Origin of the sequence: Bradyrhizobium sp. 61 (assembly GCF_023073075.1) — a bacterium.
Lineage (GTDB): Bacteria > Pseudomonadota > Alphaproteobacteria > Rhizobiales > Xanthobacteraceae > Bradyrhizobium > Bradyrhizobium barranii.
On the sequence record NZ_JADPIU010000063.1, the window covers coordinates 77,583 to 103,429 of the forward strand.

24 protein-coding genes are annotated in these 25,847 nt (G+C 65.2%); 6 read left to right on the forward strand and 18 right to left on the reverse strand.

Annotated elements, in window-relative coordinates; genetic code table 11:
• The first annotated feature begins 53 nt into the window (after nucleotides 1-53).
• A complete protein-coding gene (locus IVB46_RS21530; protein ID WP_247302062.1) occupies nucleotides 54-617 on the forward strand; it encodes a pyridoxamine 5'-phosphate oxidase family protein in 564 nt (187 codons plus the stop codon).
• Here the strand turns inward: IVB46_RS21530 and IVB46_RS21535 are convergent.
• Nucleotides 614-1,873 carry an adenylate/guanylate cyclase domain-containing protein gene (locus IVB46_RS21535; RefSeq protein ID WP_247302065.1) on the reverse strand — a complete coding sequence of 420 codons (1,260 nt, stop codon included), beginning with the start codon at nucleotides 1,871-1,873 and terminating at the stop codon, nucleotides 614-616. The two genes, IVB46_RS21530 and IVB46_RS21535, sit on opposite strands and share 4 nt — an antisense overlap.
• Before the next feature lie 175 nt (nucleotides 1,874-2,048).
• On the opposite strand from IVB46_RS21535, the gene IVB46_RS21540 reads away from it, so the two are divergent.
• Together IVB46_RS21540 and IVB46_RS21545 are read left to right on the forward strand one after the other, a co-directional pair.
• The gene (locus IVB46_RS21540; RefSeq protein ID WP_247302068.1) at nucleotides 2,049-3,206 is read left to right on the forward strand and encodes an MFS transporter; all 1,158 of its coding nucleotides are present in this window, start codon (nucleotides 2,049-2,051) and stop codon (nucleotides 3,204-3,206) included.
• A gap of 31 nt (nucleotides 3,207-3,237) precedes the next feature.
• Complete coding sequence (locus tag IVB46_RS21545) at nucleotides 3,238-3,429, forward strand: hypothetical protein (RefSeq protein WP_071913207.1); 192 nt, start codon at nucleotides 3,238-3,240, stop codon at nucleotides 3,427-3,429.
• On the opposite strand, the gene IVB46_RS21550 is transcribed toward IVB46_RS21545, so the two are convergent.
• From IVB46_RS21550 to dmeF, 3 genes are all read right to left on the reverse strand, one after another.
• A complete protein-coding gene (locus tag IVB46_RS21550) occupies nucleotides 3,426-4,304 on the reverse strand; it encodes a DMT family transporter (protein WP_247302070.1) in 879 nt (292 codons plus the stop codon). The two genes, IVB46_RS21545 and IVB46_RS21550, sit on opposite strands and share 4 nt — an antisense overlap.
• 81 nt (nucleotides 4,305-4,385) lie before the next feature.
• Nucleotides 4,386-5,219: an N-acyl homoserine lactonase family protein gene (locus IVB46_RS21555; RefSeq protein WP_247302073.1), complete on the reverse strand. Its 834-nt coding sequence runs from the start codon at nucleotides 5,217-5,219 to the stop codon at nucleotides 4,386-4,388.
• Between the two features lie 86 nt (nucleotides 5,220-5,305).
• Nucleotides 5,306-6,268: a CDF family Co(II)/Ni(II) efflux transporter DmeF gene (gene dmeF / locus IVB46_RS21560; RefSeq protein ID WP_247302076.1), complete on the reverse strand. Its 963-nt coding sequence runs from the start codon at nucleotides 6,266-6,268 to the stop codon at nucleotides 5,306-5,308.
• A gap of 194 nt (nucleotides 6,269-6,462) precedes the next feature.
• Between dmeF and IVB46_RS21565 the strand changes: the two genes are divergently transcribed.
• Together IVB46_RS21565 and chrA are read left to right on the forward strand one after the other, a co-directional pair.
• On the forward strand, nucleotides 6,463-7,281 hold the full coding sequence (locus IVB46_RS21565) for a chromate resistance protein ChrB domain-containing protein (RefSeq protein WP_247302079.1): 819 nt from the start codon (nucleotides 6,463-6,465) through the stop codon (nucleotides 7,279-7,281).
• Nucleotides 7,281-8,666, forward strand: coding sequence for a chromate efflux transporter (gene chrA, locus IVB46_RS21570; protein ID WP_247302111.1), 1,386 nt, complete (start codon nucleotides 7,281-7,283; stop codon nucleotides 8,664-8,666). Before IVB46_RS21565 ends, chrA begins: the two co-directional genes overlap by 1 nt.
• Here chrA and IVB46_RS21575 read toward each other — a convergent pair.
• The gene (locus IVB46_RS21575; RefSeq protein ID WP_144030670.1) at nucleotides 8,663-10,288 is read right to left on the reverse strand and encodes a hypothetical protein; all 1,626 of its coding nucleotides are present in this window, start codon (nucleotides 10,286-10,288) and stop codon (nucleotides 8,663-8,665) included. The genes chrA and IVB46_RS21575 overlap by 4 nt on opposite strands.
• A gap of 356 nt (nucleotides 10,289-10,644) precedes the next feature.
• Here IVB46_RS21575 and IVB46_RS21580 point away from each other — a divergent pair, with 356 nt between their 5' ends.
• Nucleotides 10,645-11,376 carry an outer membrane beta-barrel protein gene (locus IVB46_RS21580; protein WP_247302082.1) on the forward strand — a complete coding sequence of 244 codons (732 nt, stop codon included), beginning with the start codon at nucleotides 10,645-10,647 and terminating at the stop codon, nucleotides 11,374-11,376.
• A gap of 2 nt (nucleotides 11,377-11,378) precedes the next feature.
• Here the strand turns inward: IVB46_RS21580 and IVB46_RS21585 are convergent, their stop codons facing one another.
• The 13 genes from IVB46_RS21585 to rpoZ form a co-directional block, all read right to left on the reverse strand.
• Nucleotides 11,379-12,923, reverse strand: coding sequence for a GMC family oxidoreductase N-terminal domain-containing protein (locus IVB46_RS21585; protein ID WP_247302085.1), 1,545 nt, complete (start codon nucleotides 12,921-12,923; stop codon nucleotides 11,379-11,381).
• Between the two features lie 4 nt (nucleotides 12,924-12,927).
• Nucleotides 12,928-14,478 (reverse strand): ABC transporter substrate-binding protein, encoded by a 1,551-nt coding sequence (locus IVB46_RS21590; protein ID WP_247302088.1) that lies wholly within the window; start codon nucleotides 14,476-14,478, stop codon nucleotides 12,928-12,930.
• 314 nt (nucleotides 14,479-14,792) lie between these two features.
• Nucleotides 14,793-17,051, reverse strand: coding sequence for a DNA topoisomerase IV subunit A (gene parC / locus IVB46_RS21595; RefSeq protein ID WP_247302091.1), 2,259 nt, complete (start codon nucleotides 17,049-17,051; stop codon nucleotides 14,793-14,795).
• Between the two features lie 60 nt (nucleotides 17,052-17,111).
• The gene (locus tag IVB46_RS21600; protein ID WP_247302095.1) at nucleotides 17,112-17,390 is read right to left on the reverse strand and encodes a hypothetical protein; all 279 of its coding nucleotides are present in this window, start codon (nucleotides 17,388-17,390) and stop codon (nucleotides 17,112-17,114) included.
• Between the two features lie 105 nt (nucleotides 17,391-17,495).
• Nucleotides 17,496-18,248, reverse strand: a complete 753-nt coding sequence (gene recO / locus IVB46_RS21605) for a DNA repair protein RecO (RefSeq protein ID WP_247343418.1) — start codon at nucleotides 18,246-18,248, stop codon at nucleotides 17,496-17,498.
• Between the two features lie 140 nt (nucleotides 18,249-18,388).
• The gene (locus tag IVB46_RS21610; RefSeq protein WP_028150631.1) at nucleotides 18,389-18,769 is read right to left on the reverse strand and encodes a hypothetical protein; all 381 of its coding nucleotides are present in this window, start codon (nucleotides 18,767-18,769) and stop codon (nucleotides 18,389-18,391) included.
• Between the two features lie 21 nt (nucleotides 18,770-18,790).
• Nucleotides 18,791-19,717, reverse strand: a complete 927-nt coding sequence (gene era, locus IVB46_RS21615) for a GTPase Era (RefSeq protein WP_085399877.1) — start codon at nucleotides 19,715-19,717, stop codon at nucleotides 18,791-18,793.
• The gene (gene rnc, locus IVB46_RS21620) at nucleotides 19,707-20,573 is read right to left on the reverse strand and encodes a ribonuclease III (protein ID WP_247343422.1); all 867 of its coding nucleotides are present in this window, start codon (nucleotides 20,571-20,573) and stop codon (nucleotides 19,707-19,709) included. Before rnc ends, era begins: the two co-directional genes overlap by 11 nt.
• Complete coding sequence (gene lepB, locus IVB46_RS21625) at nucleotides 20,570-21,334, reverse strand: signal peptidase I (RefSeq protein WP_014494746.1); 765 nt, start codon at nucleotides 21,332-21,334, stop codon at nucleotides 20,570-20,572. The genes rnc and lepB overlap by 4 nt, the downstream gene beginning before the upstream one ends.
• Nucleotides 21,335-21,583: 249 nt before the next feature.
• The gene (gene acpS, locus IVB46_RS21630) at nucleotides 21,584-22,003 is read right to left on the reverse strand and encodes a holo-ACP synthase (protein ID WP_014494745.1); all 420 of its coding nucleotides are present in this window, start codon (nucleotides 22,001-22,003) and stop codon (nucleotides 21,584-21,586) included.
• Nucleotides 22,000-22,752 (reverse strand): pyridoxine 5'-phosphate synthase, encoded by a 753-nt coding sequence (locus IVB46_RS21635; protein ID WP_247302103.1) that lies wholly within the window; start codon nucleotides 22,750-22,752, stop codon nucleotides 22,000-22,002. Before IVB46_RS21635 ends, acpS begins: the two co-directional genes overlap by 4 nt.
• Before the next feature lie 45 nt (nucleotides 22,753-22,797).
• On the reverse strand, nucleotides 22,798-25,083 hold the full coding sequence (locus IVB46_RS21640; RefSeq protein ID WP_071913178.1) for a bifunctional (p)ppGpp synthetase/guanosine-3',5'-bis(diphosphate) 3'-pyrophosphohydrolase: 2,286 nt from the start codon (nucleotides 25,081-25,083) through the stop codon (nucleotides 22,798-22,800).
• A gap of 207 nt (nucleotides 25,084-25,290) precedes the next feature.
• Complete coding sequence (gene rpoZ, locus IVB46_RS21645; RefSeq protein ID WP_014494742.1) at nucleotides 25,291-25,683, reverse strand: DNA-directed RNA polymerase subunit omega; 393 nt, start codon at nucleotides 25,681-25,683, stop codon at nucleotides 25,291-25,293.
• Between the last annotated feature and the right edge of the window lie 164 nt (nucleotides 25,684-25,847).

Here is a 25,847-nt window from a genome sequence, read left to right on the forward strand (position 1 = left end):
AGGAAACCTGAAATGTCCACTCATTCGGATTACGGCGCGGAGCGCCTTGCACCATGAGTTCACCGCAAATCCGTCGCGAGGACCGCGCGATGTCGCAGGAGCGGATCCTGGAGATGCTGCCACGCGGATATGCTGGCCATCTTGCGACAGTCAGCGAGGACGGCTTTCCCTACTGTATCCCGCTCCTCTATCTCTGGCTCGATGGTGAGGTGTATCTGCACACGACGGCCGCCCGGGGACATCTGCGCGCAAACATCGAGCGAGATCCCCGCGTCTGCATCGAGATCGATGAGCACGAAGGTGTCTTCGACTATGGTCGGTTCGAATGCGATTCCGGCCTCGCCTATCGAAGCATATGCCTGTTCGGCCGCATCAGGGTCGTGGGCGACACGGGCATCAAGCAGCGGTTCTGCGAAACGTTGATGGCCAAATACGGCAAGCCGGATACGACGCGACCGAAGGGGTTCTTCCCGCGGCTCGACATCATCACCGTCTACGCCGTCGCCATTGAGCGCATGACCGGCAAGGAGACTTCGATGCCGCCGTTTTCCGAACAATGGCCCGCCAAGGATCGAACGAAAACGCCCAATGCCTCGGCCCCTACGATCCGCCGCTAGTTCGCCAGATACCGCTCGTAGCTCCCGGTCACCGGCTCGCTCGTATCGACCTCGGGATCGAGCGTGTAGAGGTCCTGCGCACGGCCGATGCCGCGCAGCGCGTAGCGTCCGGTGGAGACGAGGTAGCGGCGGCCGGTGGCGTCCAGGCCCTTGTAGAACTCGGCCGAGGCCAGCAGCTCGCGGTCGACCGAACGGCTCATCGAGGCGATGCGACTGACCTCGTTGACGGTGGGGCCGACGACGGTGAAGTCGAGTCGGTCCGCGCTGCCGATATTGCCGTAAAAGACCTCGCCGACATGCAGGCCGATATAGGCCGACGTCGTGGGACGGCCATCGGCCTCCCGCCGCTTATTCAGCGCAGCGACGTTCTTGCGGAACAGATGCTCGGCGCGTAGCGCAGCGCGCCGCGCGTCCGACATGTCCTCCCCCCAGAACATCGCGAGCACGCCATCGCCGATCAGCTTCAGGACGTCGCCGCCGGCATCGTGGATCGCGTCGATCACGGCCTGCGCATAGTCGTTGAGGAACGGGATGATCTCGTCGGGGCCGATGCTCTCGCTGATCCCGGTCGAGCCGCGCAAATCCGAATACCACAGCACGGCGTTGATGCGCTCGGTGACGCCGCGCGTGATGCGCCCGCCCAGCACCTGCGCGGAGGCATCGCGGCCGAGATAGACGCGGCCGAGCGTTCGCGCGATGTCGACCTGCTGCGCCGACTTGATCGCGAGCCCCAGCACCGGCACGAGATCGCGCAGAGCTTCGAGCTCGGGTTCGGAGAAGCCGCTATCGCGGCGCGTGGTCCAGCAGGAATAGAGGCAATCCATCAGGCCGAGCGCGCCGTTCTCGCCGAAGCGATGCACGAAGGCGAGATAGTGCTTGTGGCCTTTTTCCGCGAGCTCGCCGATCTGCGAGAAATCCATTGAGGGCGCATCGGCGAGATCAATCACCATCTCGTCGTTGCCGTGCTCGAGCATGTGGAAGAACACCGAGCGGCGCCAGCTCTTGGCCGCGTCGCCCTCGGCAGTCGAGCCGTATTCGAATGCGTCGCTCTCGTTGCTGGGACGGTCGCTCCAGCGGAAGCCGCGGCCCTCATAGATCGGATGCAGCGTGTCGATCACGACGAGCCCGCGCGAGAGTTCCAGCCCTTCGGCGCGGCAGCGCTCGCAGAAGCCGCGGAGCAGCTCGTTTTCGGGCAAGCCCGTCAGCCCTTGGCCGGTCAGCCAGTTCATCAGCGCGAGGCGCGAGGTCAATTGCATGCGCCATTATGGCGTGCATTCGTGACGAGCGAAAGGCCACGCGCGAACCGTGCGCAACCAAGGCTCCCGTCCGCAGCAGATCGAATATGTCGCGGACGCTGTTGACGCACTCTCGCCGCGGGCCGCAAATGCAACCGATGACACCGCCGCACACCGAGACCAGAATCGCACCAAGATGAGCCAGCGCCAGCTTCCGATCATCCTGGCGCTCGGCACCACGCAGACCCTGGCCTGGGCTTCCAGCTACTACCTGCCGGCGCTGCTCGCCGATCCCATGGCGCGCGACCTCGGCGTCTCCTCCAACTGGATCTTTGGCGCGTTCTCGGCCTCGCTCGTGATCTCGGCGATGCTCGGCCCGCGCATCGGGCGGCAGATCGATCTGTTCGGGGGCCGGCAGGTGCTGTCGGTCTCGAACCTGACGATGGCCGCCGGTCTCGTCCTGCTCGGCCTCTCGCAATCATTGGCGGTGATGGCGTTCGCCTGGCTCGTGCTCGGCATCGGCATGGCGATGGGGCTGTACGATGCCGCCTTCGCCGCGCTCAGCCGCATCTACGGCACCGAGGCGCGCAGGCCTATCACCGGCATCACGCTGATGGCAGGCTTCGCCTCCACCGTCGGCTGGCCCCTCACCGCCTGGGGCCTGTCCCATATCGGATGGCGCGAGACCTGTTTCGCCTGGGCGGCCGCCAATCTCCTGATCGGCCTGCCCCTGAACTTCTTCATGCTGCCGGCGATCAAGGGCGCCAGGCAGGCCGCGGCGACGGCCGAGAAGCCGCATTTGCCGCTCGACCGAACCATGGTGCTGCTCGCCTTCGTCTTCGCGGCGGTCTGGACCGTCACCGGCGCAATGGCCGTCCATTTCCCGCGCCTGCTGGAGGCCACGGGCGCAACGCATGTCGAGGCTATCGCCGCCGGCGCGCTGATCGGCCCGGCACAGGTGGCCGCACGCATTCTCGAAGCGGGCTTTCTGAGCCGCTTCCATCCGCTGTGGTCGACGCGCCTTGCCTGCGTCACCCACCCGCTCGGTGCCGCCGTCGTCGCCATCTTCGGCGCGCCCGCCGCAAGCGCGTTTGCGCTGCTCCACGGCTCGGGCAACGGCATTCTCACGATCGCGCGCGGCACGCTGCCGCTGTCGATCTTCGGGCCGAAAGATTTCGGCTACCGCCTCGGCATCATCGGCGCGCCGGCACGGATGGCGCAGGCGGTGGCGCCGCTGGCCTTCGGCCTGCTCATCGACGTCATGGGCGCCAAGGTGTTGATGGTCTCGTCCGCGCTCAGCCTCTCGGCGCTGGCCGCGCTGTTCATGATCCGCGCCGAACGGCGCCCGGATTGACCGCGCAGCCGCTTTCGCGCACAAGCGGGCCATGAGCGAAGACAACAGCCCGCCCCGCACTTTCAAAGGCCTGCTGCGCTGGGCAACCACGCCGCCACAGGCCTGGGGCGTCTATCTCCTCGCCATCATCCTGGTCTGGCTGCTCTCGTTCTACGCCGGCACGCTCAAGCCGAAGAAGACACCGGACGCCAGCCCGCCCCCGGTCACGGCACCGCGCAACTAGGCCGGCTTCGCCTGGCTGGTCGCGATCCAGATGCCGGCGAACACAGCAACCAGCCCGATCAGAAGGTTTGCGGTGATCGGCTCGCCGATGAGCAGCGCCGCAAGCAAGGTCGCGGCAATCGGATTGACCGTCATGGTATTGGCAACGCGGGTCGGCGTCGCCCGCGCCAGCGCCATCACCCAGAGGATGAAGGCGAGCGCGCCGCCGCCGATGCCGAGATAGATGCCGGCGATCCACTGCGCCGTCGTGAAGTGATCGAGCGCCGCAAAGCTGCCCTTCACGAACCCCGCCAGCACCAGCACAGCAGCACCCGCGCCCATGCCGACGGTGAGAAAACCCAATGCGCTGGAGCGCTGCATCAGCGGGCGCGACAGCACGTTGTAGAACGCCATGCAGAACACGGCACCGGTCATGATCAACTCGCCGCGCCAGGCGCCCGGCGGGCTCTGGGCGAGCCCCGCTGCCAGCGCGGCTGTCACACCGAGCACGGCGATGCCAACGCCAATGATCTTGCGCGCCGTCAGACGCTCGACGCCGAGGATCGCACCGACCACCATGGTGTGGAGCGGCAGCGTCGCCAGCGCGAGACTGGCGCGCGCGGCGGTCGTGTAGGACACCGCGATATTGTAGAGGATGAAGAACAGGCCGAAGAAGCAGATGCCGAGAAGGGCCACGGCCGGCCAGTCGGGCCGCTGCGGCCAGCGCACGCCAAGCAGCAGCGCGCAAGGCAACAGGCAGAGAAAGCCGATCCCCCAGCGCAGGATCGCCAGCAGAACCGGATCGGCGCCGCCGACGAGATAGCGGGTGATCGCCGCGGCGGTGCCACCGAGGCTGCTCGACGCCAGCGCGATCGCAACCCCGGCCCACTCTCCCACGATCATCTCCTGTCGCGGAGCTTTCCCGGGCCGTAGCACGCTGCTGCTGCCAGCGTCGTGGCAGCAGCCTCGGCGCAAACGCTAGTCGTAAAACTCAGGCGCCATCTTCTGGCTGTCGCGCTGGGCCTTGTCGTGGTTGATCCAGAGCTGTGCCTTCTCCTTGGTCAGCGTGTCCGCGATCTTCTGCATCGACGCCGCGCTCTGGTCCTTGTTGGCGTTCATGCTGGGGACGCGGCGGTTGTCCCAATTGTCCTTGAAGTGGACGGCGTCGCCCGACAGCACCACCGCGCCGGTTTTCGGCAGTTTCACCAGCAGCGACTGATGTCCCGGCGTGTGGCCGGGCGTCGACAGGATGGTCACGCTGCCGTCGCCGAATACGTCCTTGTCACCCGCGAGCAACTCGACCGGATGCGAGGGCTTGAAGCGCGGTTCGTTGTTGGCGCCGGGCCAGTCATATTCGGTCTTCTGCACGTAGAGCGTGGCCTGCGGGAACAGCTCGACATTGCCGGTGTGGTCCGGATGCGTATGCGACACCGCCATCGCCTTGACGTCATCCGGCTTGAGGCCGAGCTGTTCGAGCTGGGCGGCCAACGTCTTCGGCCGCCGCCAGGTGACGGCCTTGGGATCGGCGGGGACAAGGCCATTCGGCATGGCGGCGACGGCATCGGCGATGCCGGTGTCCCACAGGAACCAGCCCTTGCTGCTGTGCTTGATGAGATAGCAGCTGTCGACGAAGTCCATCGTCTTGCCTTCGTTCAGGCCGGGCGTCCAGCGCGAGATATCGCCGGCGGTGCCCTCCCCGCAATTGAGGACGTAGAGCTTTTCGACGCCCGATTTCTCGGACTGCGCAACGGCCGCGTGGCCGGACAGAGCCAGCGCGGCAACGGCGAGAGCAAACTTGATCCTGGGCATCATCCTTGGTCCCTCTTGCAGAGCCGTGTATGGCTGCGACCGAGGACCAACCCCGGCCGTGCCGCCGAATTCCGTTTCGGCAGATCACATCAATGCGGGCAGGTCTCGACCTCGACCGTGACGTGGCTCAGGCCCTTCAGCCCAGCGAGCCGCTTCTTGTAGACGGCCGGCTGCTTCGGCTTGTCCGACACCACGGAGACCAGCACGGCGCAATGGCCGGGCCCGACCTGCCAGAGATGCAGGTCGGTGACGCGGTCCTCTCCGACCTCCATACGGGCGCGGATGGTGCGTTCGAGCTTCTCGTCGGCACGCACGTCGAGCAGCACCGCGCCTGATGACTTGACCAGGCCGAACGCCCAGCTCGCGATCACGGCGCTGCCGATCAGGCCGACGGCCGGATCGGCCCAGACCCATCCCGAATACATCGCGACCACCAGCGCTGCGATCGCCAGCACCGAGGTCGCCGCATCGGCCATGACGTGGACATAGGCCGCACGAAGATTGTTGTCGTGATGATGGTGGTGATGACCGTGATCGTCGTGATCATCATGCGCATGCCCATGGCCGTGGTCATGGCCGTGATTGTGGTGATCATGGCTGTCGCGCAGCAGCCACGCGCTAACGAGGTTGACGCAGAGGCCGAGGGCGGCGACCGCGATGGCCTCGCCATAGACGATCGGCACCGGCGTGAACAGCCGCAGCACGCTCTCATAGGCGATCTCGACCGCGATCAGGCCCAGGATGATCGCGCTGGAGAAGGCGGCGAGATCGCCGAACTTGCCCGTGCCGAAGGTGAAATGCGCATTCCCCAGGTGCCGGCGCGCGAAACGGTAGGCGAAAGCGGCAATGCCGAGCGCGGCCGCATGCGTGCCCATGTGCCAGCCGTCGGCCAAAAGCGCCATCGAGCCGAACAGCGAGCCGGCAACGATCTCGCCGACCATCATGACCAGGGTCAGGACGACCACGAGCCAGGTGCGCCGCTCGTTCTCGTCGTGCTTCTCGCCGAGGAAGGCGTGGTCATGGGTCCATTGCTCGGTCGAATGGGAATGCATCGAAAAGTCTCCGAAAGGTCCGGTCCGTTGACCCGCAATATAGACCTGCGGAATGTCCGGGCAAAATCAAGTCAACGAGCCGATTGACAGCCCGGGGCGGTTTCGTTGTAATGACGCTCATGGGGACTGAGCGATCTCCCCACGAGGCGACAAGCCCAAGTATCGCGTCCCGTTTGTTTCTACGAGGGCGCATCATGTCTTCCTACACAACGATATCATCTGACAAATTGGCACGGCTGATCGGCACGGCGAACGCCCCTGCCCTGATTGACGTGCGCACGGACGAGGATTTTGCCGCAGACCCGCGACTGATCCCCGGCTCGATCAAGTTCAGCCACGAGAATGTTCCGGACTGGGGCGGCGACTTCGCGGGCCGTTCCGCGATCGTCTCGTGCTTCCGGGGCGAAAAGCTCGCGCAGGGCACGGCGGCCTGGCTTCGCCAGCTCGGCGTGGCGGCCGAGACGCTGGAGGGGGGGTTCGAGGGCTGGAAGGCGGCAAAGCTGCCGCTGCTCGACACCCGCAAGCTGCCGCCGCGCGACGCCAAGGGCCGCACCGTCTGGGTGACGCGGGCGCGACCGAAGGTCGATCGCATCGCCTGCCCCTGGCTGATCCGCCGCTTCGTCGATCCCAACGCGGTGTTCCTGTATGTCGCGCCGTCCGAGGTCGTCGCCGTGGGCGAGCGTTTCAACGCGGCGCCCTTCGACATCGAGAACGTGTTCTGGAGCCACCGCGGCGAGCTCTGCACCTTCGACGTGATGATCGAGGAGTTCGGGATTGCAACGCCGCCCCTGCTGCGGCTCGCCACGCTGGTCCGTGGCGCCGACACCGCGCGGCCCGACCTCGCGCCGGAAGCGCCCGGCCTGCTCGCGGCCTCGCTCGGGCTGTCGCGGATGTACGACGACGATCTTGAACAGGTCGAAGCCGGCATGACGCTCTACGATGCCTTCTACCGCTGGTGCCGCGACGCGACGGCCGAGACCCACAACTGGCCGACCAACAAGGTGAAGGCGTGATGGACACCCGCGCCAATCAAACGGGAGCTGATGCCGGTCACGGCATCAGCTTCGGCGAAGCCTTCCGCGTCTGGCTCCGCGTCGCCTGCCTGAGCTTTGGCGGCCCCGCGGGCCAGATCGCGGTCATGCATCGCATCCTGGTCGAGGAGAAGAACTGGATCTCCGAAGGCCGATTCCTGCATGCGCTGAACTACTGCATGCTCCTGCCCGGACCGGAGGCGCAGCAGCTTGCAACCTATGTCGGCTGGCTGATGCATCGCACCGCCGGCGGGCTGATGGCGGGCGGGCTGTTCATCCTGCCCGGCATCATCGCGATCATGGGCCTCAGCTACATCTACGCGGCTTTCGGCAATGTCAGCTTCGTCGAGGCGCTGTTCTTTGGGCTCAAGGCCGCCGTGCTCACCATCGTCCTCGAGGCTGTGGTGCGCGTCGGCAAGCGCGCGCTGAAGAACCGCATCATGATTGCGCTCGCCGCAATCGCCTTCGTCGCGATCTTCTTCTTCGCGGTCCCCTTCCCGATCATCATCATCGCCGCCGGCGTGATCGGATATGTCGGCGCGCGGGCCGGCCGTCCGGAGTTTGCCCCGGCGGCTCACGGTCCCGGCGGCAGCACCGCCGTGATCGACAGCATGCTCGGCGAAGCCGTTCCCGAGCATGTGCGCCCCGACACCGCGCGCGCGATCCGCGTCGGTGCGCTCTGGCTCGCGCTCTGGCTGGTGCCGGTGATCGCGCTGCTTTTGATTCTTGGTCAAGCCAGCGTGTTCAGCCAGATCGCGCTGTTCTTCTCGAAGATGGCGCTGGTCACGTTCGGCGGCGCTTATGCGGTGCTGGCGTATGTTGCGCAACAGGCAGTCGAGCATTATCACTGGCTGAAGCCGCACGAGATGCTCGACGGTCTCGGCATGGCCGAGACCACGCCCGGCCCGTTGATCATGGTGCTTCAGTTCGTTGGCTTCATGGCCGCCTATCGCGATCCAAGCGGCCTGTCGCCGATGCTTGCAGCGACGCTTGGCGGATTGCTTGCGACCTGGGTCACGTTCACGCCCTGCTTCCTCTGGATCTTCGTCGGCGCCCCCTATATCGAGCGCCTGCGCGGCAACACGGGCCTCGCCGGTGCACTCAGCGCGATCACCGCCGCCGTCGTCGGCGTGATCCTTAACCTCTCGATCTGGTTCGCGCTGCACACGCTGTTCCGCGAGACCGTGCCGGTGCACGCCTTCCCGCTGTCCTTCGACCGGCCGGTGCTGACGAGCGTTGACGTCCCGGCGCTGCTGCTGTCGATCGCGGCCGCGACCGCGATCTTCCGCTTCAAGCTCGGCATGCTCACCGTGCTCGCCGGCAGCTGCGCCGCGGGCGTGGTGCTAAGGCTGGTGGGCCTGATCTAGGCCGCGGCAGCCGCGCGACCGGGGTCGAACTCTCCGTCGCGCGGCTCGAGCAGGCGCGACGGTTGCTCCGCGCCCGGCTGCGCCGAGGGACGCTGCGCGGCATCGCAGGTGCCGCGCCACTGCTCGATCAGATCGAGATTCGAATTGGTGCGGAGCGAGTCCTCCAGCGCCGGCATCGCGCTGGCGCCATCGGCCCCCTGCAAAATCCGATCGAACTCCTCGGACCTTCCCTGGAGTCGCGCCTGCCACGAAGCCCACAGCAGCGAGCTCGCCGTGCGGATACCGTGCGTGCGTAGCTTTTCGCGTGCGCTGCCTCCTTCCTTCGGCTTGGGCTGCGGCCCAAGCTGCGTGTAGAGGATGGCCTGGTCGGTCCAGTCGATGATCCGCTCCGGCGGAAGGCGCGTGTTGAGCAGGAGCTCGACGATGTCGGCAGTCGCCATATTCGGGACGTTCTCGATGTCCTCCTCCTCGAGCCTGACCTCGTGCCAGACGGTGAGACCATCGAGATCGCTGATCGGCAATTGCGAGACCATGCTCGGCAAGATGAGGCCCGCCGCCTTCTTGAACATCTGCTCCACGACCTGCCAGAGCACGCGCGGGAATACGCCGAAGACGAAGCCGGCGAGCAGAAGCAGATGGTCGTTCGCGCTAGACACAGCCGTGAAGGTCCAGATCCCGATGACGGCCAGAATGATGCGCAGCGACACCGCGACATAGGCGCTGCCACCGAGATCCTCCAGGACGTAGCGGCGAAACAGCATCTGGAGCGAGAAGAAATAGGCGCCGAGGAACGCGAGCTGGACCGGCGTGCCCGACGGCGTCAGCGCCTGCACGCCCGGACTCACGGTGAAGACAACGTCGGCCTGATACGGCGGCAGCGTGACAAACCAGCCGAGCGAAATCAGCACCGTGGCGAGCAAGACCGGGACCGTCGCAGTCGAGAGTGTCGTCACGCCGCCGGTATCCGCCCTTGAATATTTGCCGAGACGGCCGCTCAGCACATCCGCATAGACGTTCGGCGCAAGCTCGCCATAGATGGCTTCGAACTTCTGAAGATACCCCTGAACGCGACGTCCCCGGATCGCCGCATCCTCGTTCCGCACCTGGCGCAACAGCCCCAGACGATCGAGATTGACCAGGTATTCGTTCAGCAGGCTCGCCTTGCGCGTTCCGACGAAGAGATACCACATTGCGCCGGGCAGCAGGCACACCACGGCCAGGAACACGCCGCGCAGCACCGTGTACTGGTAGAATTTGCCGAGCGAGGCAACAATGGCCACGATCGACACCAGCACCAGCATGAAGAATATGAAGAGCCCCGCACGTGTGGACGCCTTGCTCTCTCTCAGCCATCGCTGCCCGATCGGCATCAGCAAGATCGTCGGGATGACGACAGCGGCGAACACCACGATCGGGATGATCACCTGGCGTGAGTCCCAGATGAAATTGCGGAGCGGCTCCACGCTGAGGACCACGATGAAAACGCCGCCAAGAAATGGAATCACCTCGAAGAACGATTCCAGCCGTTTGGCGAATCCGGATGCGGGCGCCGGAGCTTCAGAATCTGCAAGGTCCGCCTGAGCCGACTCGTCGGCGGGCACGGGTTTTGGAGTGTCGCTCATTGCCAGACCTCCCTTCATTGCGGGAACAGCGTCTGAAAATGCGAACCGCCAGCGCTTATCGGGCATGGCGTAATTTGAGCCGAACTCCGGCCATGGTGCTGGGTCAGCCAGCACTGTCGAATGCTAGCACGACCCCGCTGTGACCGCTGTGAAGTGGTTCACCTTCGATGGCACCAGGTAAAATCAGCATCGACGTCAACGAGCCGTCATGCTCGCCGCGTGCATCGGATCCGAGCGTGACATTTGCGCCACGGCTCTACCCCAAATTGTGCACATCATGCGAATTGCACTTTCCCGAGCAGCGGCATTTCTGGCAGACATGTGCCAAGTTGTCGCAGGCGGGAATGGGGACTGACATGGGGCGTTTCGCGGTCGCTTGGGTGGGCGGGCTTTTGGCAGTGGGATTTTCCAGCGCGGCCCTGGCGGCTGATCTGGCGGTGAAGGCACCTCCCCTCGCGCCTATCCCCTTCACCTGGACCGGTTGCTATGTCGGCGCACACGTCGGCGGTGTCGTCAGCGACGACCGGACCACCAACTCGCTTGGAAACTCTGTCTCCTTCAGTTCAACAGGCTTCGTTGGGGGCGGACAGGTCGGCTGCGACTATCAATTTGCGACCAGATGGGTCGTGGGTGCCGAAGGCCGTGCGGCCTGGAGCAGCCTCCGCAACTCGCACGCCGGCACCGTCAGAAACCTCGTGACCGGCGTCGTCGTCCCCAGCCAGTTCACGATGAGCAACGACTTCCTGGCCTCGGCCACCGCGCGGCTCGGCTACGCGTTCGCTGATCGCTGGCTGGTGTTCGTCCGGGGCGGCGGCGCCTGGACGCGTGAAAAGCTTGACGATGCCTTCACGCCCGCTGGTGGCGTCCCCGTCAATCCCAGCGGAGCCAGCACCCGAACCGGCTGGACCGCCGGCACCGGCGTCGACTGGGCGTTCGCGCCGCATTGGTCCGCGGTTTTCGAGTACGACTATTACGACTTCGGCGACCACAGCGCGCTGTTGAGCAATGGGGCCGGCACGACCGTCAACATCTTCAGCCTGAAGGATCGCATTCACGCCGTGACGGCAGGCGTGAACTATCACTTCTAGCGCTAACGCATCATCATCCGCGCAATCGCCTCGCCGATCACCACCGTCGTGAAGTGGGTGTTGGCGCGGCAATCGGACGGCATGATCGATGCGTCTGCGACGCGCAGGCCGCTTATGCCTTTCACCGTGCCATCAGGGTTGACCACGCCGTCAGCGTCGTTAACGCCGCTCATGCGGCAGCTGCCGGCGGCATGCTGGATGTCTCCGGTCTCTCGCCGCAGCAGCGCATCGAGCTCGTGATCCGGCAAGGCCGCAGCTTGCGGCAGCGTCAGATCGGTGTCGGTCAGCCTGATCCAGTCGGCAATGCCTGAAAGCGCCGGCTGCGAGGTGATCACGGCCAGCCGTTTCACCGCATCCTTCATCCGCAGCATGTCGCGGGGATCGGCGAGCATGTTCTCCTCGACGATGGGATCGACGGATGGATCGGTCGAGGCCAGCTTGAGCGTGCCGCGCGAATAGGCGTTGAACAGACCGGCGCCGATCGCTCCGGGCACGCCGATGCCGCGGTGGTTGAACGCGATCAGGATCATGTCGCGCTTGCCGCCATCGGCGAGGCCGGAGGAATAGGTCACGCAGCAATTGGTGTGGCGGGTGTCCGGATCGGTCGGCCGCAGGTTTTCGTGGAGCTGGATCGTGGCGCGAAACAGCGGGTGGTCGAAGAAGTGGCGGCCGACCGGCAGATCGCGCTCGACCGCGATCCCCATCGCCTTCAGCTCATCCGCCGGTCCGATGCCCGAACGCAGCAGGATCGCCGGACTGTGGATGGCGCCGGCGCAGAGCACGATCTGGCGCGCGCTGATCTCGTGGGTGCCCTGCCCTTCGATGTGAACACGAAGGCCGGTCGCCCGGCCGTCGCTGATCAGCACGCGATCGACCAGCGCGTGCCCGCGAATCTCGAGATTGGCCCGGCCGCGCGCCGGCTCGAGATAGCCCTCGTTGGTCGTGATGCGGCGGCTGTCGCGGCTGTTGATGGGATAACAGGCGACGCCCTCACCGTCAGGACCGTTGAGGTCGGCGCACCAGGGATAGCCGCTCGCCAGCGCCGCATCGCGCAGGCCACGATCGATCGGGCCCCACTTCTCGGGCGGAGCGCGATAGACCGGCAGCGGTCCGCCGCTTCCATGGCCCGGGGCGTCACCAAATTCCAAATCATCCTCGATCACCGAGAACAGCGGCATCACGTCCTTGGCCGACCAGCCGGTGGAGCCATTGGCCGCCCATTCGTCGAACGCGTCGGCGACGCCGCGGATGGCAATCTGGCCGTTCATCATCGACGAGCCGCCAAGCCCCTTGCCGCGCCAGTAGAAGCGCGGCTCCTGCCCGGCCACCCGGCGCGTCAGAAGATCGGGCCATTGCCATTTCTCCTGGTACTCGCGCTTGTGGATGATCGGGATCGGATTTGGCGTCATCACCTCCCAGGGCGCCTCGTCGGCGCGCCAGTCCAGCCCCGCCTCGAGCAGCAGGACACGCCGTGCGGGATCCTCGGAAAGCCGCGCCGCAACAGCGGCGCCGGCGGAGCCGCCGCCGACAACAATGACATCGTACATCGCGTTACTTCTCAACGTTCCAGAACACCGGGATGGCGGACGGTATCAGACCACGCAGGGTGGCGCGATAGGCCGCCGGCTGCGCAAACTGGCCCCACGGGATCGCGGGCGCCTGATCGTACATGACGCTCTGAATCTCGCCGGCGATCTTCTTGCGATCCTCCTCGGCAGGCGCCTTGGCGAAGGCTTCCATCAGCGGCGTGATGCGCGCATCGCACTGCCAGCCGGTGAAGTCGGCGCAGTTGAAGGCGACCATGACGTTGGTCAGCGGCGAGCCCAGGTCAAAACCGCCGGCGTGGACGCCATAGACGCTCCAGCCCTCCTTCTTGGCGCGGCGCGCCAGCACGCTCGCCCAGTCCATCACCTGGAGATCGACGTTGAACCCGGCCTGCTTCAGCCGCTCAGCCAGCACCTGCGCCGAGACGCGCGGGGCCTCGAGGTCGTTGGCTTCCATGACGACCACGGGCTCGCCGGCATATTTGGTCGCCTTCAACGCGGCTTTCGCGGCTTCAATCGACGTCTTCGCGGCCGCTTCCGTGCCCGCCTTGCTCTCATAGGTGGTGCCGCAGGTGAAGAACGTCGCACAGGGAGCGGCGTATTTGGCATCGAGCCCGAGCGCATCCAGCACCTCGCGCTGGTCGACCAGCTTCCACAGCACGCGACGAATTTCCGGATCATCAAACGGCTTCGATGCGGCGTTGAGACGATAGGCGCCGGCGAACATGTTGCCACCGGTGAAATTGACCAGCTTGACGCGGGAATTCTTTTCCAGCTGCGGCAACAGATCGAACGGCGCATATTGCATGAAGTCGACCTCGCCGGCCTGCAGCGCGGACGCGGCGGTCGCACCATCAGGGATGACGCGGATCTCGAGCGTGTCGATGCCGACGCGCTTGCCGCCGGCGAGAAAATCGGCGGGCTCGGGGCGCGGCACATAGTCGGCGAATTTCTTCAGGATCATGCGATCGCCGGTGCGGTGATCGGCCTTGCTGTAGACGAACGGGCCGGAGCCGATGATCTCCGTGATGCGCTGGTCGCCGGGTGTTTTCGCGATGCGCTCGGGCATCATGAAGGCGACCGGGCTGACGGGATTGCCGAGCGCATCGATCACGAGGCCGGACGGCTCCTTCAGCGTCAGCACGAAGGTTTTCGCGTCCGTCGGCTCGAGCGAGGCCGTGATCGCGAAGATCCGACGGCCGAGCGCGCTGCGGGTGCCCCAGCGGCGCAGCGACGCCACGCAATCGGCCGCCGTGACCGGCTGGCCGTCATGCCATTTCAGGCCATCGCGCAGCGTGAACGTATAGGTCAATCCGTCGGATGAGACTTTCCAGTCCTGCACCATCTGCGGCTTGATGTCGCCCTTGGAGTCTTTCGCAAAGAGCGTGTCGAACACCATGTAGCCAAACGTCCGCGAAATGTAGGCCGTGGAAAAATGCGGATCGAGCGTGACGATCTCCGCCTCGAGCACCGCAACGAGATTGCCCGCCGCATGCGCGGGCGCCGCGACCAGCGCGAGGCCGAACAGCGCGGGGATGAAAGCCTTCAGTTTGAACATTGTGTCTTTTGCTTCTTCTTGAGAGTTCATTTGCAGGCAAAGAAAAAGCAATGTTCGTGCCCGATCGACGCAGGCACTTATGCGCTCACGCCTATCTGCCAAGCGTTTGCGCCACACTCGCTGTCATCGCCCGCCTAGTGCGCACTTGCGCACAGAGGCGGGCGATCCAGTATTCCAGAGAGGGGCGTGATGAAACCGAGAAGCCGTGGCGTACTTCATGCCCCGGTCAAGCCGGGGCATGACACCTGTGTTGTGGCGTCCCGGCTCTGCGCAGCAGCGTTTCACGCTGCAGCGCGTCCGGGACACGAGCCTGCTTACCCGATCACGTTGCCGAACTTGTTCGACTTCGGGAAACCCTTCGGCGGCAGGCGGCCGGCATCCGCGCGGGTGCCTTGCCACTCCGCGAGCTCCTTCATGGTCGCGGAGAATTCGCGGCCAGCGGAGTCCTTCCAGGTCAGGCCCGCCTTGGCCTCGAACACGGCGATGTCCGAGAGGCCACCGTCCTTGTACTTCTGCAGGCGCACGCCGCGACCGCGGGCCATCTCCGGCACTTGGTCGAGCGGGAAGATCAGCATCTTGCGGTTCTCGCCGATGACCGCGACGGTGTCGCCGATCACCTCGGTGACCGTGCGCGCCTCGTTCGGCATGTCGACGTTGAGGACCTGCTTGCCTTTCTTGGTCGTGCCGACGCAATCGTCCTCGTTGACGACGAAGCCCTGGCCCTCGTGGCTCGCGACCAGAAATTTGCGCCCGCCCTTGTTGACGAACAGCGCAACGGGGGCGGCCTCCTGCTCGAGGTCGATGAACAGACGGATCGGCTCGCCATGGCCGCGACCGCCCGGAAGCTTTGCGACATCGAGCGAGTAGAATTTGCCGTTGGTGGCGAACAGCAGCAGCTTCGAGGTCGTCTCCGCGAAGAAGGCAAAACCGAGCTTGTCGTCCTGCTTGAAGGCCAGCCCCGAGAGATCCTCGACATGGCCCTTCATGGTACGGATCCAGCCCTTGTCGGAGACCACGACCGTCACCGGCTCGCGCTCGACGAGGGCTTCCTCCATCGCGGCGAGGTCGTGCTCGGGCGCGTCCGCAAAGGTGGTGCGGCGCTTGCCGAGCGGCGTCTTCGGTCCGAACATGTCGCGGACCTTGCCGACCTGCTCGCCGACCTTCTTCCACTGCTCCGGCTCCGAGGCGAGCACCGCGTTGATGCCCTTGAGCTCGGCGCGGAGGTTCTTGTCCTCGGTGCGGATCTCCATTTCCTCGAGCTTGCGCAAGGAGCGCAGGCGCATGTTCAGGATGGCTTCGGCCTGCACCTCGGTAAGCTTGAACGCCTTGATCAGCGCCGGCTTCGGCTCGTCCACGGTGCGGATGATCCTGATCACCTCATCGAGGTTCAAGTACGCGATCAACAAACCGCCCAGAACTTCGAGCCGGTGCTCGATCTGCGTCTTGCGGAAGTTGGTCCGGCGGATCAGGACGTCGCGCAGATGGTCGAGCCATTCGCGCAGGCACTCCGCGAGCCCCACGACCTTGGGGATGCGGCCCTTGATCAGCACGTTGAGGTTCAGCGGAATCTTGTTTTCGAGCTCGGTCAGCCGGAACAACGATTCCATCATCAGGGCGGGATCGACGTTCTTCGACTTCGGCTCGATCACGATGCGGACGTCTTCGGCCGACTCGTCCCTGATGTCGCCGACCAGCGGCAGCTTCTTCTGGTCCAGCAGCTCGGCGACCTTCTCGATCAGGCGCGACTTCTGCACCAGGAAGGGAATCTCGGTGACGACGACGACCCAGGTACCGCGCGTACCCTCTTCCTGCTCCCATCGAGCGCGAACACGGAACGAGCCGCGACCGGTCGTGTAGGCTTCAGCGATCGCCTGCTTGGAATCGACGCAGATGCCGCCGGTCGGGAAATCCGGGCCCTTCACCCACTTCAGCAGCGCCCTGGATTTCGCGTCGGGCTTCTCGATCAGATGCAGCGCGGCGTCGCAGAGCTCGGCGGCGTTGTGCGGCGGGATCGAGGTCGCCATGCCGACCGCGATGCCCTGTGCGCCGTTGGCGAGCAGGTTCGGGAAGCCGCCGGGCAGCACGACCGGCTCTTTCGACTGGCCGTCGTAGTTGGGCCGGAACTCGACGCCGTCCTCGTCGATGCCGTCGAGCAGAAGCCGCGCGACGTCGGTCATGCGCGCTTCGGTGTAGCGGTAGGCAGCCGGGTTATCGCCGTCGATATTGCCAAAATTGCCTTGGCCGTCGACCAGCGGGTAGCGCGAGGAGAAATCCTGCGCGAGGCGTACCATGGCGTCGTAGATCGCCTGGTCGCCATGCGGATGGAACGAGCCCATCACGTCGCCGACGATCTTGGCGGATTTCTTGAACGCCGTGCCGGGGTCGAGCCGGAGCAGGCGCATGCCGTAGAGGATGCGCCGGTGCACCGGCTTCAGACCGTCGCGCGCATCCGGCAGCGCGCGGTGCATGATGGTGGAGAGCGCATAGGCGAGATAGCGCTCTTCCAGCGCCTCACGCAGCGGCACCTCGTGAATTTCGGCCGGTTCCTCCGGCGGAATCAATCGTTTTCCCATGCCGCCCGGTTAAACCGTGGAAGCGAATCGGGCAAGGATCGATTGGTTCCCTGTGGGCGGCTATTGCCCTGCCCAGCCGGCGGTCACTGGCAGCTGGGTCTTGGCTTGCGCGGTGACCGGCGCATTCGTCAGGCAACGCCGGGCGACCTCGATTTCGGCCTCCGTTGCCCCCTTGGACCGCGCCCAACTCTCTGCGGCCGCAGCGGAATATTTCGCCACGTAATACCGGATCACGGTGCAGGATGCCCGGCGAAAGACACCCGGTTGCGGCTCGCCAGCCACGGCGTCAGGCGCGAACGCAAGCAACGCCGCCGACACGGCGAATCCCTTGATCAACATTTTTGGCTGTCCCCGTTGTGGAACCCTGCGAGGGCCAATTCGACCAGGCGGATTTCGTTCCCGGGGAACTTCCATGTCTGGCGACAGGGCAGAAGCGCTCTCAGGTCATGGCGCCGGAATGGCCACATTCGCCTGCTGCCGCGTCAGCGCATTGATGAAGCCGGCGCGCGCGTCGGAATGGCCCTGGCCGCGCGGCTCCAGCACATGGCGCAGCAGGAACAGGCCGGTGAGCCGGAAGCCGTCCTGGAGATCCTGGTCGGTGAGGTCGCTCGCGGCCTCGCCACGACGCAGGAACGGCGGCAGGCGCAACAGCCGGTCGCGCCACGGTTCGCCGGCCCCGCGCGACACCGCGCCGCCGGATTTCGGCGAGACATAGATCAGGTCCGTGGTCTCGCCGGTCACCGCGCAATTTTCCAGCGCGAGCCCGAAGCCGAGCTCGGCGAGCATCGCCAGCTCGAAATGGATGAGGTGCACGGCGGCACTGCCGATATCGTCGAAATCATCGAGCGAATGTTCGAGCATCGCAAAGATGTCTTCGTGCGGATCGCGCTCCGGCAGCAGCCGCGCAATCGAGGCGAGATGGGTGACGCCATAGACCCCGTGGGCGGATCCCAGCAGCGTCGCCGCGCGTAGCTTGAGGCCCTCAACCGCATAGGTGCCGAGATGCTCGTCGAGCCGCGCCCGCCACACGACGCTGACGCTGTTGCCGGGCTGCAAGAGCGGCCGCATCCGCGAACCGGCGCCACCGCGCACGAGGCCGAGATGCCGGCCGTGCGCACGCGTCAGCAGCTCGACGATGGCGCTGCTCTCGCCATGCCGCCGCACGCCCAGCACGATGCCTTCGTCGGTCCATTCCATGGAACGGAGCTTATCGCATTTCAGGTGATCGTAGGACGGGCAAAGCGAAGCGTGCCCACCAATTTGATCCGCAGCGCGATTATGGTGGGCACGGCGCGCAAAGGCGCGCCTTTGCCCACCCTACGGCATCGCGCAAGACGTTAGGCGTTGAACCAGCCCTGGGCGTCGCCGCTGAACGAGAAATACAGCCCCATCGCCGTCAACACGCAGGAGACGATCTCGATGACGCTGTCGAGCTCCAGGCCCTTCTCGCCGATGATCTGGCCGAGCGAGATCACGGACAGCACGAGGGCCGCCGCCAGCACCCAGCGCGGCCAGTTCTTGCGCCAACGCGCAGCCAACCAGACGAAATAGACCAGCAGCAGGATCATGCCGCCGGCGAGCATGGTCGCCATCATGATCATCTGCTCGGTCATCTCGGCATTGGGCGTGCGGTCCTGCACCGCGACCGACAGGGCATCCAGCATCAATGACGCATAGAGCAGCGCTTCGAAGCGCCGGACGTTGCTGGGTACGCTCATCGGTGACCGATCTTTTCTTGGTTATTCTTTGGGAAATTCCAGGCCCATCTCGCGATAGCGATCGGGATCGTCGCCCCAGTTTTCGCGCACCTTGACGAACAGGAACAGGTGCACCGGCACGCCCAGGATCTCGCCGATCTCCTTGCGCGAGTCCGCGCCGATCGACTTGATGGTGGCGCCGCCTGCGCCCAGCACGATCTTGCGCTGGCTCTCGCGCTCGACGAAGATCGTCTGCTCGATGCGCACCGACTTGTCCTTGCGCTCCTCCCACTTGTCGGTCTCGACCGTGGATTGGTAGGGCAATTCCTGGTGCAGCTTGCGATAGATCTTCTCGCGCGTGATCTCGGCCGCAAGCTGCCGCATCGGCGCGTCCGACATCTGGTCTTCGGGGTAGAGGAACGGGCCCGGCGGCACGATTTCGGCCAGCGTATGCCTGAGGTCGTCGACGCCGTCGCCCGAGATCGCCGCGATCATGAAGGTCTTTGCAAAGGCCATGCGCTCGTTGGCGGCCTGCGCCAGCGCCAGCAGCTTCTCGCGCTGGACCAGATCGACCTTGTTGATGACCAAGATCTTCTCGTGCTTGACGCTGGCGACCTTGGTGAGGATCGCCTCGGCCTCTTCATCAATCCCGGCCTTGGCGTCGAGCAGCACACAGACGAGGTCGGCGTCGTGCGCCCCGCTCCAGGCCGTCGAGACCATGGCGCGGTCGAGCCTGCGCTTGGGCAGGAAGATGCCGGGCGTGTCGACCAGGATGATCTGCGCGTTGTCCTCGATGACGATGCCGCGGATCAGCGCGCGCGTGGTCTGCACCTTGCGCGAGACGATCGTGACCTTGGCCCCGACCAGCGCATTGACCAGTGTGGATTTTCCGACATTCGGCGCGCCGATCAGCGCAACGAAGCCGCAGCGCGTTGCGGAGGGCGCTTCGCCGCTTGCTTCAGCCGTCATTGCCGCCGCCAACACCTTCACGTTCGATCATCACTGAGGCCGCCACCTTCTCCGCTGCACGCTTGCTGCCACCGATGCCTTCGGCCGACGCCAATCCCGGCAGATCCACCGCGACGCGGAACTGCGGATCGTGATGCGGGCCGGTGCGCTCGACCTCGCGGTAGACAGGCGTCGGCAGCCCCTTCCCCTGCGCCCATTCCTGCAGCACGGTCTTGGGATCGCGCAAGGGACGCCGCGGCTTGTGCATGCGTTCGGTCCAGTTGCGCCTGACGAATTCCGCCGCCGCCGCGTAGCCACCGTCGAGGAAGACGGCGCCGATCACGGCCTCGCAGATGTCGCCGAGCACGCTCTTGCGCAGGCGGGCATCGGCGCTCGGCCCGACCGAACCGAGCTTGACGTCGTCGAGCAGACCGAGCGACTTGGCAACGTCGGCGCAGCTCTCCTTGCGCACCAGTTCGGCAAGTCGCTTGGACAGCTCGCCCTCATCAGCATTCGGGAAGGCGTGATAGAGCATGTCGGAGACGACGAGCCCCAGCACATGGTCACCCAGGAATTCCAGCCGCTGATAGCTGTCGCCGCGCTTGCGCCCGGACTTCAGCGCCGAGACATGCGTGATCGCCTGCATCAGCAGATTCGGATCGGCAAAGCTGTGGCCGATGCGCGCCTCGAGCGCCGCGTTCGCATCCGAGCCCTTGGCCTTGCTGCTGCGCACCCGCTTCTTCTTTGCAGGCGTCTTGGTTTCAGGTCTCTTGGCTTCAGGCGTCTTGGTCGCAAGCGTCTTGGTCGCAGCTTCGCCGTCGGCGCCCGCCGCGGGCTCGGTCGATTGGATCGGGATGTCCTTGGCTTCGTCTTTCATCGGACGATTTTGAAGAAACGGTTCCAGCGCACCGCCCAAGGCCAGCGCCAGAACATCCAGGCATGTTCGCCTTCGGCGATGGAGAAGAAGATCATCTGGGCGCGGCCGATCAAATTCTCCTGCGGCACGTAGCCGACCTGGCCGAGGAAACGGCTGTCGGTGGAGTTGTCACGGTTGTCGCCCATCATGAAGAAATGGCCCGGCGGCACGTTGTAGACGTTGGTGTTGTCCATGTAGCCGTTGTCGGCGCAGTCCAGCGTCTCATAGGACACGCCGTTCGGCAGCGTTTCCTTCCAGCGCTTCACCCGCGAGATGCCCCCGCCTTCGGAGCCGCAGGGATCCTCGCCGACAAATTCGCTCATGCGCTGCCGCTCGACCGGAGTGTCGTTGATGTAGAGCAGCCCATCCTTCATCTGGATGCGGTCGCCGGGAAGGCCGATGACGCGCTTGATGTAGTCGGTGGAGTCGTCCTTCGGCAGGCGGAACACCACGATGTCGCCGCGGTTCGGGTCCGAGCCCCAGATCCGCCCCGAGAACAGCGGCGGCGAGAACGGGATCGAGTAGTGGCTATAGCCGTAGGAATATTTCGAGACGAACAGATAGTCGCCGACCAGCAGCGTCGCCTTCATCGAACCGGACGGGATGTTGAACGGCTGGAACAGGAACGTGCGGATCACGAGCGCGATCAGGAGAGCATGGATCACGACGCGGATCGTTTCGCCGACGCCGCTTTCAGTTTTCGTTCCCGAGGTCACGCTCATTGCTCTCTCAATTCCGGCCGGCGGTCACAGAGCGCCCTCCTCCGCGAACAGCCCATCGCTTCGCGGCCCAAGGAGATTGTCCTGATTCTGATAATGAGGGCCAATTCCGGCGTAAAGCCGAATTCGCCCAGCCTGATTTGCGTTCGCGGACTTTTAGACGGTTGTCGGGGGCCACGCAATCAAGGATCGCATCAAAACTGCATAAGACATTGATTTTTAATGTGAATTATAAAAACAGCCCGCCGACGGTCAGGGCTTGGCCAGCGGCACCGCGGAAATGATGACGAAGGCCTGCGCCAGCGGCCAGTCGTCGGTGATCGACAGGTCGATTTTCGCCTCGAACCCCTCGGGCGTCAGGGCCTGGAGCCGGGCCAGCGCCCCGCCCGTCAACTGCATGGTCGGCCGCCCTCCCGGCAGGTTGACCACCCCCATGTCGCGCCACCAGACACCGTTCCGGATGCCGGTACCTAGCGCCTTCGAGCAGGCCTCCTTGGCCGCGAAGCGCTTGGCGTAGGTCGCGACCACCATCTTCTCGCTCTTGGCGCGCCGCTCCGCCTTGGCCCGCTCGGCCGCGGTGAAGATGCGGTCGAGGAACCGCTCGCCATGGCGCTCGATCACCTTGCCGACGCGGGTGATGTCGATCAGGTCGGAGCCGATGCCGATGATCATGCCCGGCTCCGGCCGCGGTCCATCGCCGCGCGCATGCTGCGCACCGTCTCGGCAAGCCCGACGAACAGCGCCTCGCCGATCATGTAGTAACCGATGTTGAGCTCCATGATCTCCGGCAGGGCCGCAATCGTCTCCGCCGTCGCGTAGTCGAGCCCGTGGCCGGCATGGATTTCGAGCCCGGCTTGCTTCGCCAGCTTCACCCCCGCCACGATCCGCTTCCACTCCGCCTCGGCCTTGTCGGTATGACCGTCGACGACGGCGTCGCACCAGGCGCCGGTGTGGATCTCGATCACGGGCGCCTTCAGCCGCGCCGCCATCTCGATCTGCGCAGGGTCCGCGGCGATGAACAGCGAGACCCGGATGCCCGCATCGTTCAGCCGTGCGATGTAGGGCGCGAGCGCATTGTGCTGGCCGACCACGTCGAGGCCGCCTTCGGTCGTCACCTCCTGGCGGCGCTCCGGCACGAGACACACCGCGTGCGGCTTGGTCGCAAGCGAGATCCGCATCATGTCGTCGGTCGCCGCCATCTCGAAATTGAGCGGCTTGGAGATCTCGGCCTTCAGCCGCGCCATGTCCTCGTCGCGGATGTGGCGGCGATCCTCGCGCAGATGCGCGGTGATGCCGTCGGCGCCGGCCTCGATCGCCAGCAGCGCGGCGCGCACCGGATCGGGATGGCGGCCGCCGCGCGCATTACGCACGGTTGCGACGTGGTCGATATTGACGCCGAGGCGGAGCGGAGAAGCGGGCATTTCAGGACTCACGAAATCGGGGGGACGGACGCCTACGAAAGGCGTCTATCCATTAACACGTTCGACACGGGCCACGACCGCCTTGGCGCGCAACTGGGCGAGGATCGCGCTCAGATGCTTGAGATCGTAGACCTCGAGGTCGATCGTCGTCTCCGTGAAATCGGGCGAGCGGCGCTGCATGCTGATGTTGTCGATGTTGCCGTCGTGCTCGGCGATCACGGTCGCGATCTGTGCCAGCGCGCCGGGCTCGTTGACGTTCTCGACCTTGATGCGGGCCGGGAAGCGCTGCGGGGCGGAATCCTCGATGTCCCAGCGCACGTCGAGCCAGCGCTCCGGCTCCTCCTCGAAATCCTTCAGGGCCGGCGCCTGGATCGGGTAGATCGTGATCCCCTCGCCCGGCGTGACGATGCCGACGATGCGGTCCCCGGGCACGGCGCCGCCGTTCGGCGCGAACTTCACCGGCAGGTCGGAATTGATGCCGCGGATCGGGATCGCGACCGGGCTGCGCGGCGGCTCCGACGACTTCTCCCTGAGCTTGGCGGCGAGCCCCTTCTTGACGCCGTAGCGCGCGATGCGCTCCTCCTTGTAGTCGGGATACATCGCACGCGCGACGTGGGAGGCCTTGATCTCGCCGCGGCCGACCGCCGCCATGACGTCCTCGATCGAGGTGCGCGCCAGCCGCGGCAGCGCGCCCTTGAGCTTGTCGTCGGCGTATTCGATCTTGGCGCGCTCGAACAGGCGCTCGACGATGCGCCGGCCGAGACCGACATATTGGTCGCGCACCGCGGTCCTGGTGGCGCGGCGGATCGCGGCGCGCGCCTTGCCGGTGACCGCGAGCGTTTCCCAGGCCGAGGGCGGCGCCGCCTGCGCCTCCGAGGTCAGCACCTCGACCTCGTCGCCGTTCTGGAGCTCCGAGGACAGCGGCGCGAACTGGCCGTTGATCTTGCAGCCGACGGCGCTGTTGCCGACGTCGGTATGCACGGCATAGGCGAAGTCGATCACATTGGCATGGCGCGGCAGCGCGATCAGCTTGCCCTTCGGGGTGAAGCAGAACACCTGGTCGTGGAACAGCTCGAGCTTGGTGTGCTCGAGGAATTCCTCGGGGTTGGCGCTCTCCGAGAGGATGCCGATGGTGTGGCGCAACCAGGCGAACGCATTGGACTCGCGCTTGAGAAACTCGGTCGGCGAGCCCACGTCTTCCTTGTAGAACACGTGTGCGGCGATGCCGCGCTCGGCGATCTGGTCCATCGCCTCGGTACGGATCTGCAGCTCGACGCGCTGGTTGCCGGGGCCGATCACCGTGGTGTGGATCGAGCGGTAGTCGTTCTGCTTCGGCGTCGAGATGTAGTCCTTGAAACGCCCGGGCACGACCGGCCAGTTGGTGTGGACGATGCCGAGCGCGCGATAGCAGGCCTCGATGTCGTTGACGACGAGGCGGAAGCCGAAGATGTCGGACAATTGCTCGAAGCCGACCGACTTGCGTTCCATCTTGGTCCAGATCGAGAACGGCTTCTTGCGGCGGCCATAGACCCGCGCGCCAAGGCCCCGGTGGCGCAGATTGTTGGAGAGCTGGTCCTCGATTTCGCCGATCAGGTTGCGGTTGCGCTCGGCGAGCGCGTCGAGCCGCTGCATCACCACCGAATAGGCTTCCGGATCGAGGGTGCGGAAGGACAAATCCTCCAGCTCCTCGCGCATTTCCTGCATGCCCATGCGGCCGGCCAGCGGCGCATAGATGTCGAGCGTCTCCTCGGCAATGCGCCGTCGCGACTCCGGCGGCACGAAGTCCAGCGTACGCATGTTGTGCAGGCGGTCGGCGAGCTTGACCAGCAGAACGCGGACATCGTCGGCAATGGCCAGCAACAATTTGCGCAGGTTCTCGGCCTGCTTGGCCTCGCGCGACACCAGCTCCAGCCGCTTCAGCTTGGTCAGGCCCTCGACCAGCGCGCCGATCTCGGGCCCGAAGATCTGGTCGATCTCGGCACGCGTCGCCTCGGTGTCCTCGATCGTGTCGTGCAGCAGGGCAGCCACGATGGTGGCGTCGTCGAGCTTCAGATCGGTGAGAATCGCCGCCACTTCGAGCGGGTGCGAGAAATACGGATCGCCCGAGGCACGGGTCTGCGAGCCGTGCGCCTTCATGGCGTAGACATAGGCGCGGTTCAGCAGGTCTTCGTTGGTATTGGGATTGTAGGACCTGACGCGCTCGACGAGGTCGTATTGACGCATCATGCGCGCGCGAGGCTTGGCCGGGCGCCCCACCGGCGCAGTCGGGGCCACGGCAACCGATTCGGTTGCGGCCAGCATCTGCGTTTGTCTCCGGCGCCGATACACCATGCCATCCTGCCTTCAAACGGACCATAAGCCGCCCGTTGCATACATCTTAGCCCCGATCGCGCGTGCGTCCGATCAATTCGGTGACAGGCAAGCAACGCGATGCGGCAACGCTATGGTAACCACGAAAACGCCAACAAAAGCAAAGGCCCGAACACGGGTTCGGGCCTCTGATAAGATCACAAGAAATCGACGACTGCGACGGGACGATTACTCGTCCTCCTCGGGCTGTTCTTCCGGCGGCGCGAGGCCCTCGAGGCCCTTCAGGAGCTCCTCTTCGGTCATGCGCTCAACGGCAACTTCGGTATCGTCCGCATCGACGCTGGCGCCGGCGGAACCGATCAGCGGGACCGTATCGGGCTCGGGCTCGTCGACCTCGACGAATTTCTGGAGCGAGTGGACCAGCTCCTCGCGGAGGTCCTCCGGCGAGATGGTTTCGTCCGCAATTTCGCGCAAAGACACAACGGGGTTCTTGTCGTTATCGCGGTCAACCGTTAGTTGTGAACCGGACGAAATCATGCGGGCCCGGTGGGCGGCCAGCAGGACCAGGTCAAACCGGTTGTCGACCTTGTCGATACAATCTTCTACGGTGACGCGAGCCATGGACTGTCGCTCCGTTGTGGGTGGGACGAAATATGTGGATGATTGGGGCTAGTTATAGGGGACAGGGCGATTTCGCAAGGCCAATTTGTGATTTGGCCTCGCCAAACGGCTCTGCTACCCCCACATTGGGGCTGGGATGGGTGGTTTGCCGGGCTGCTATTGAG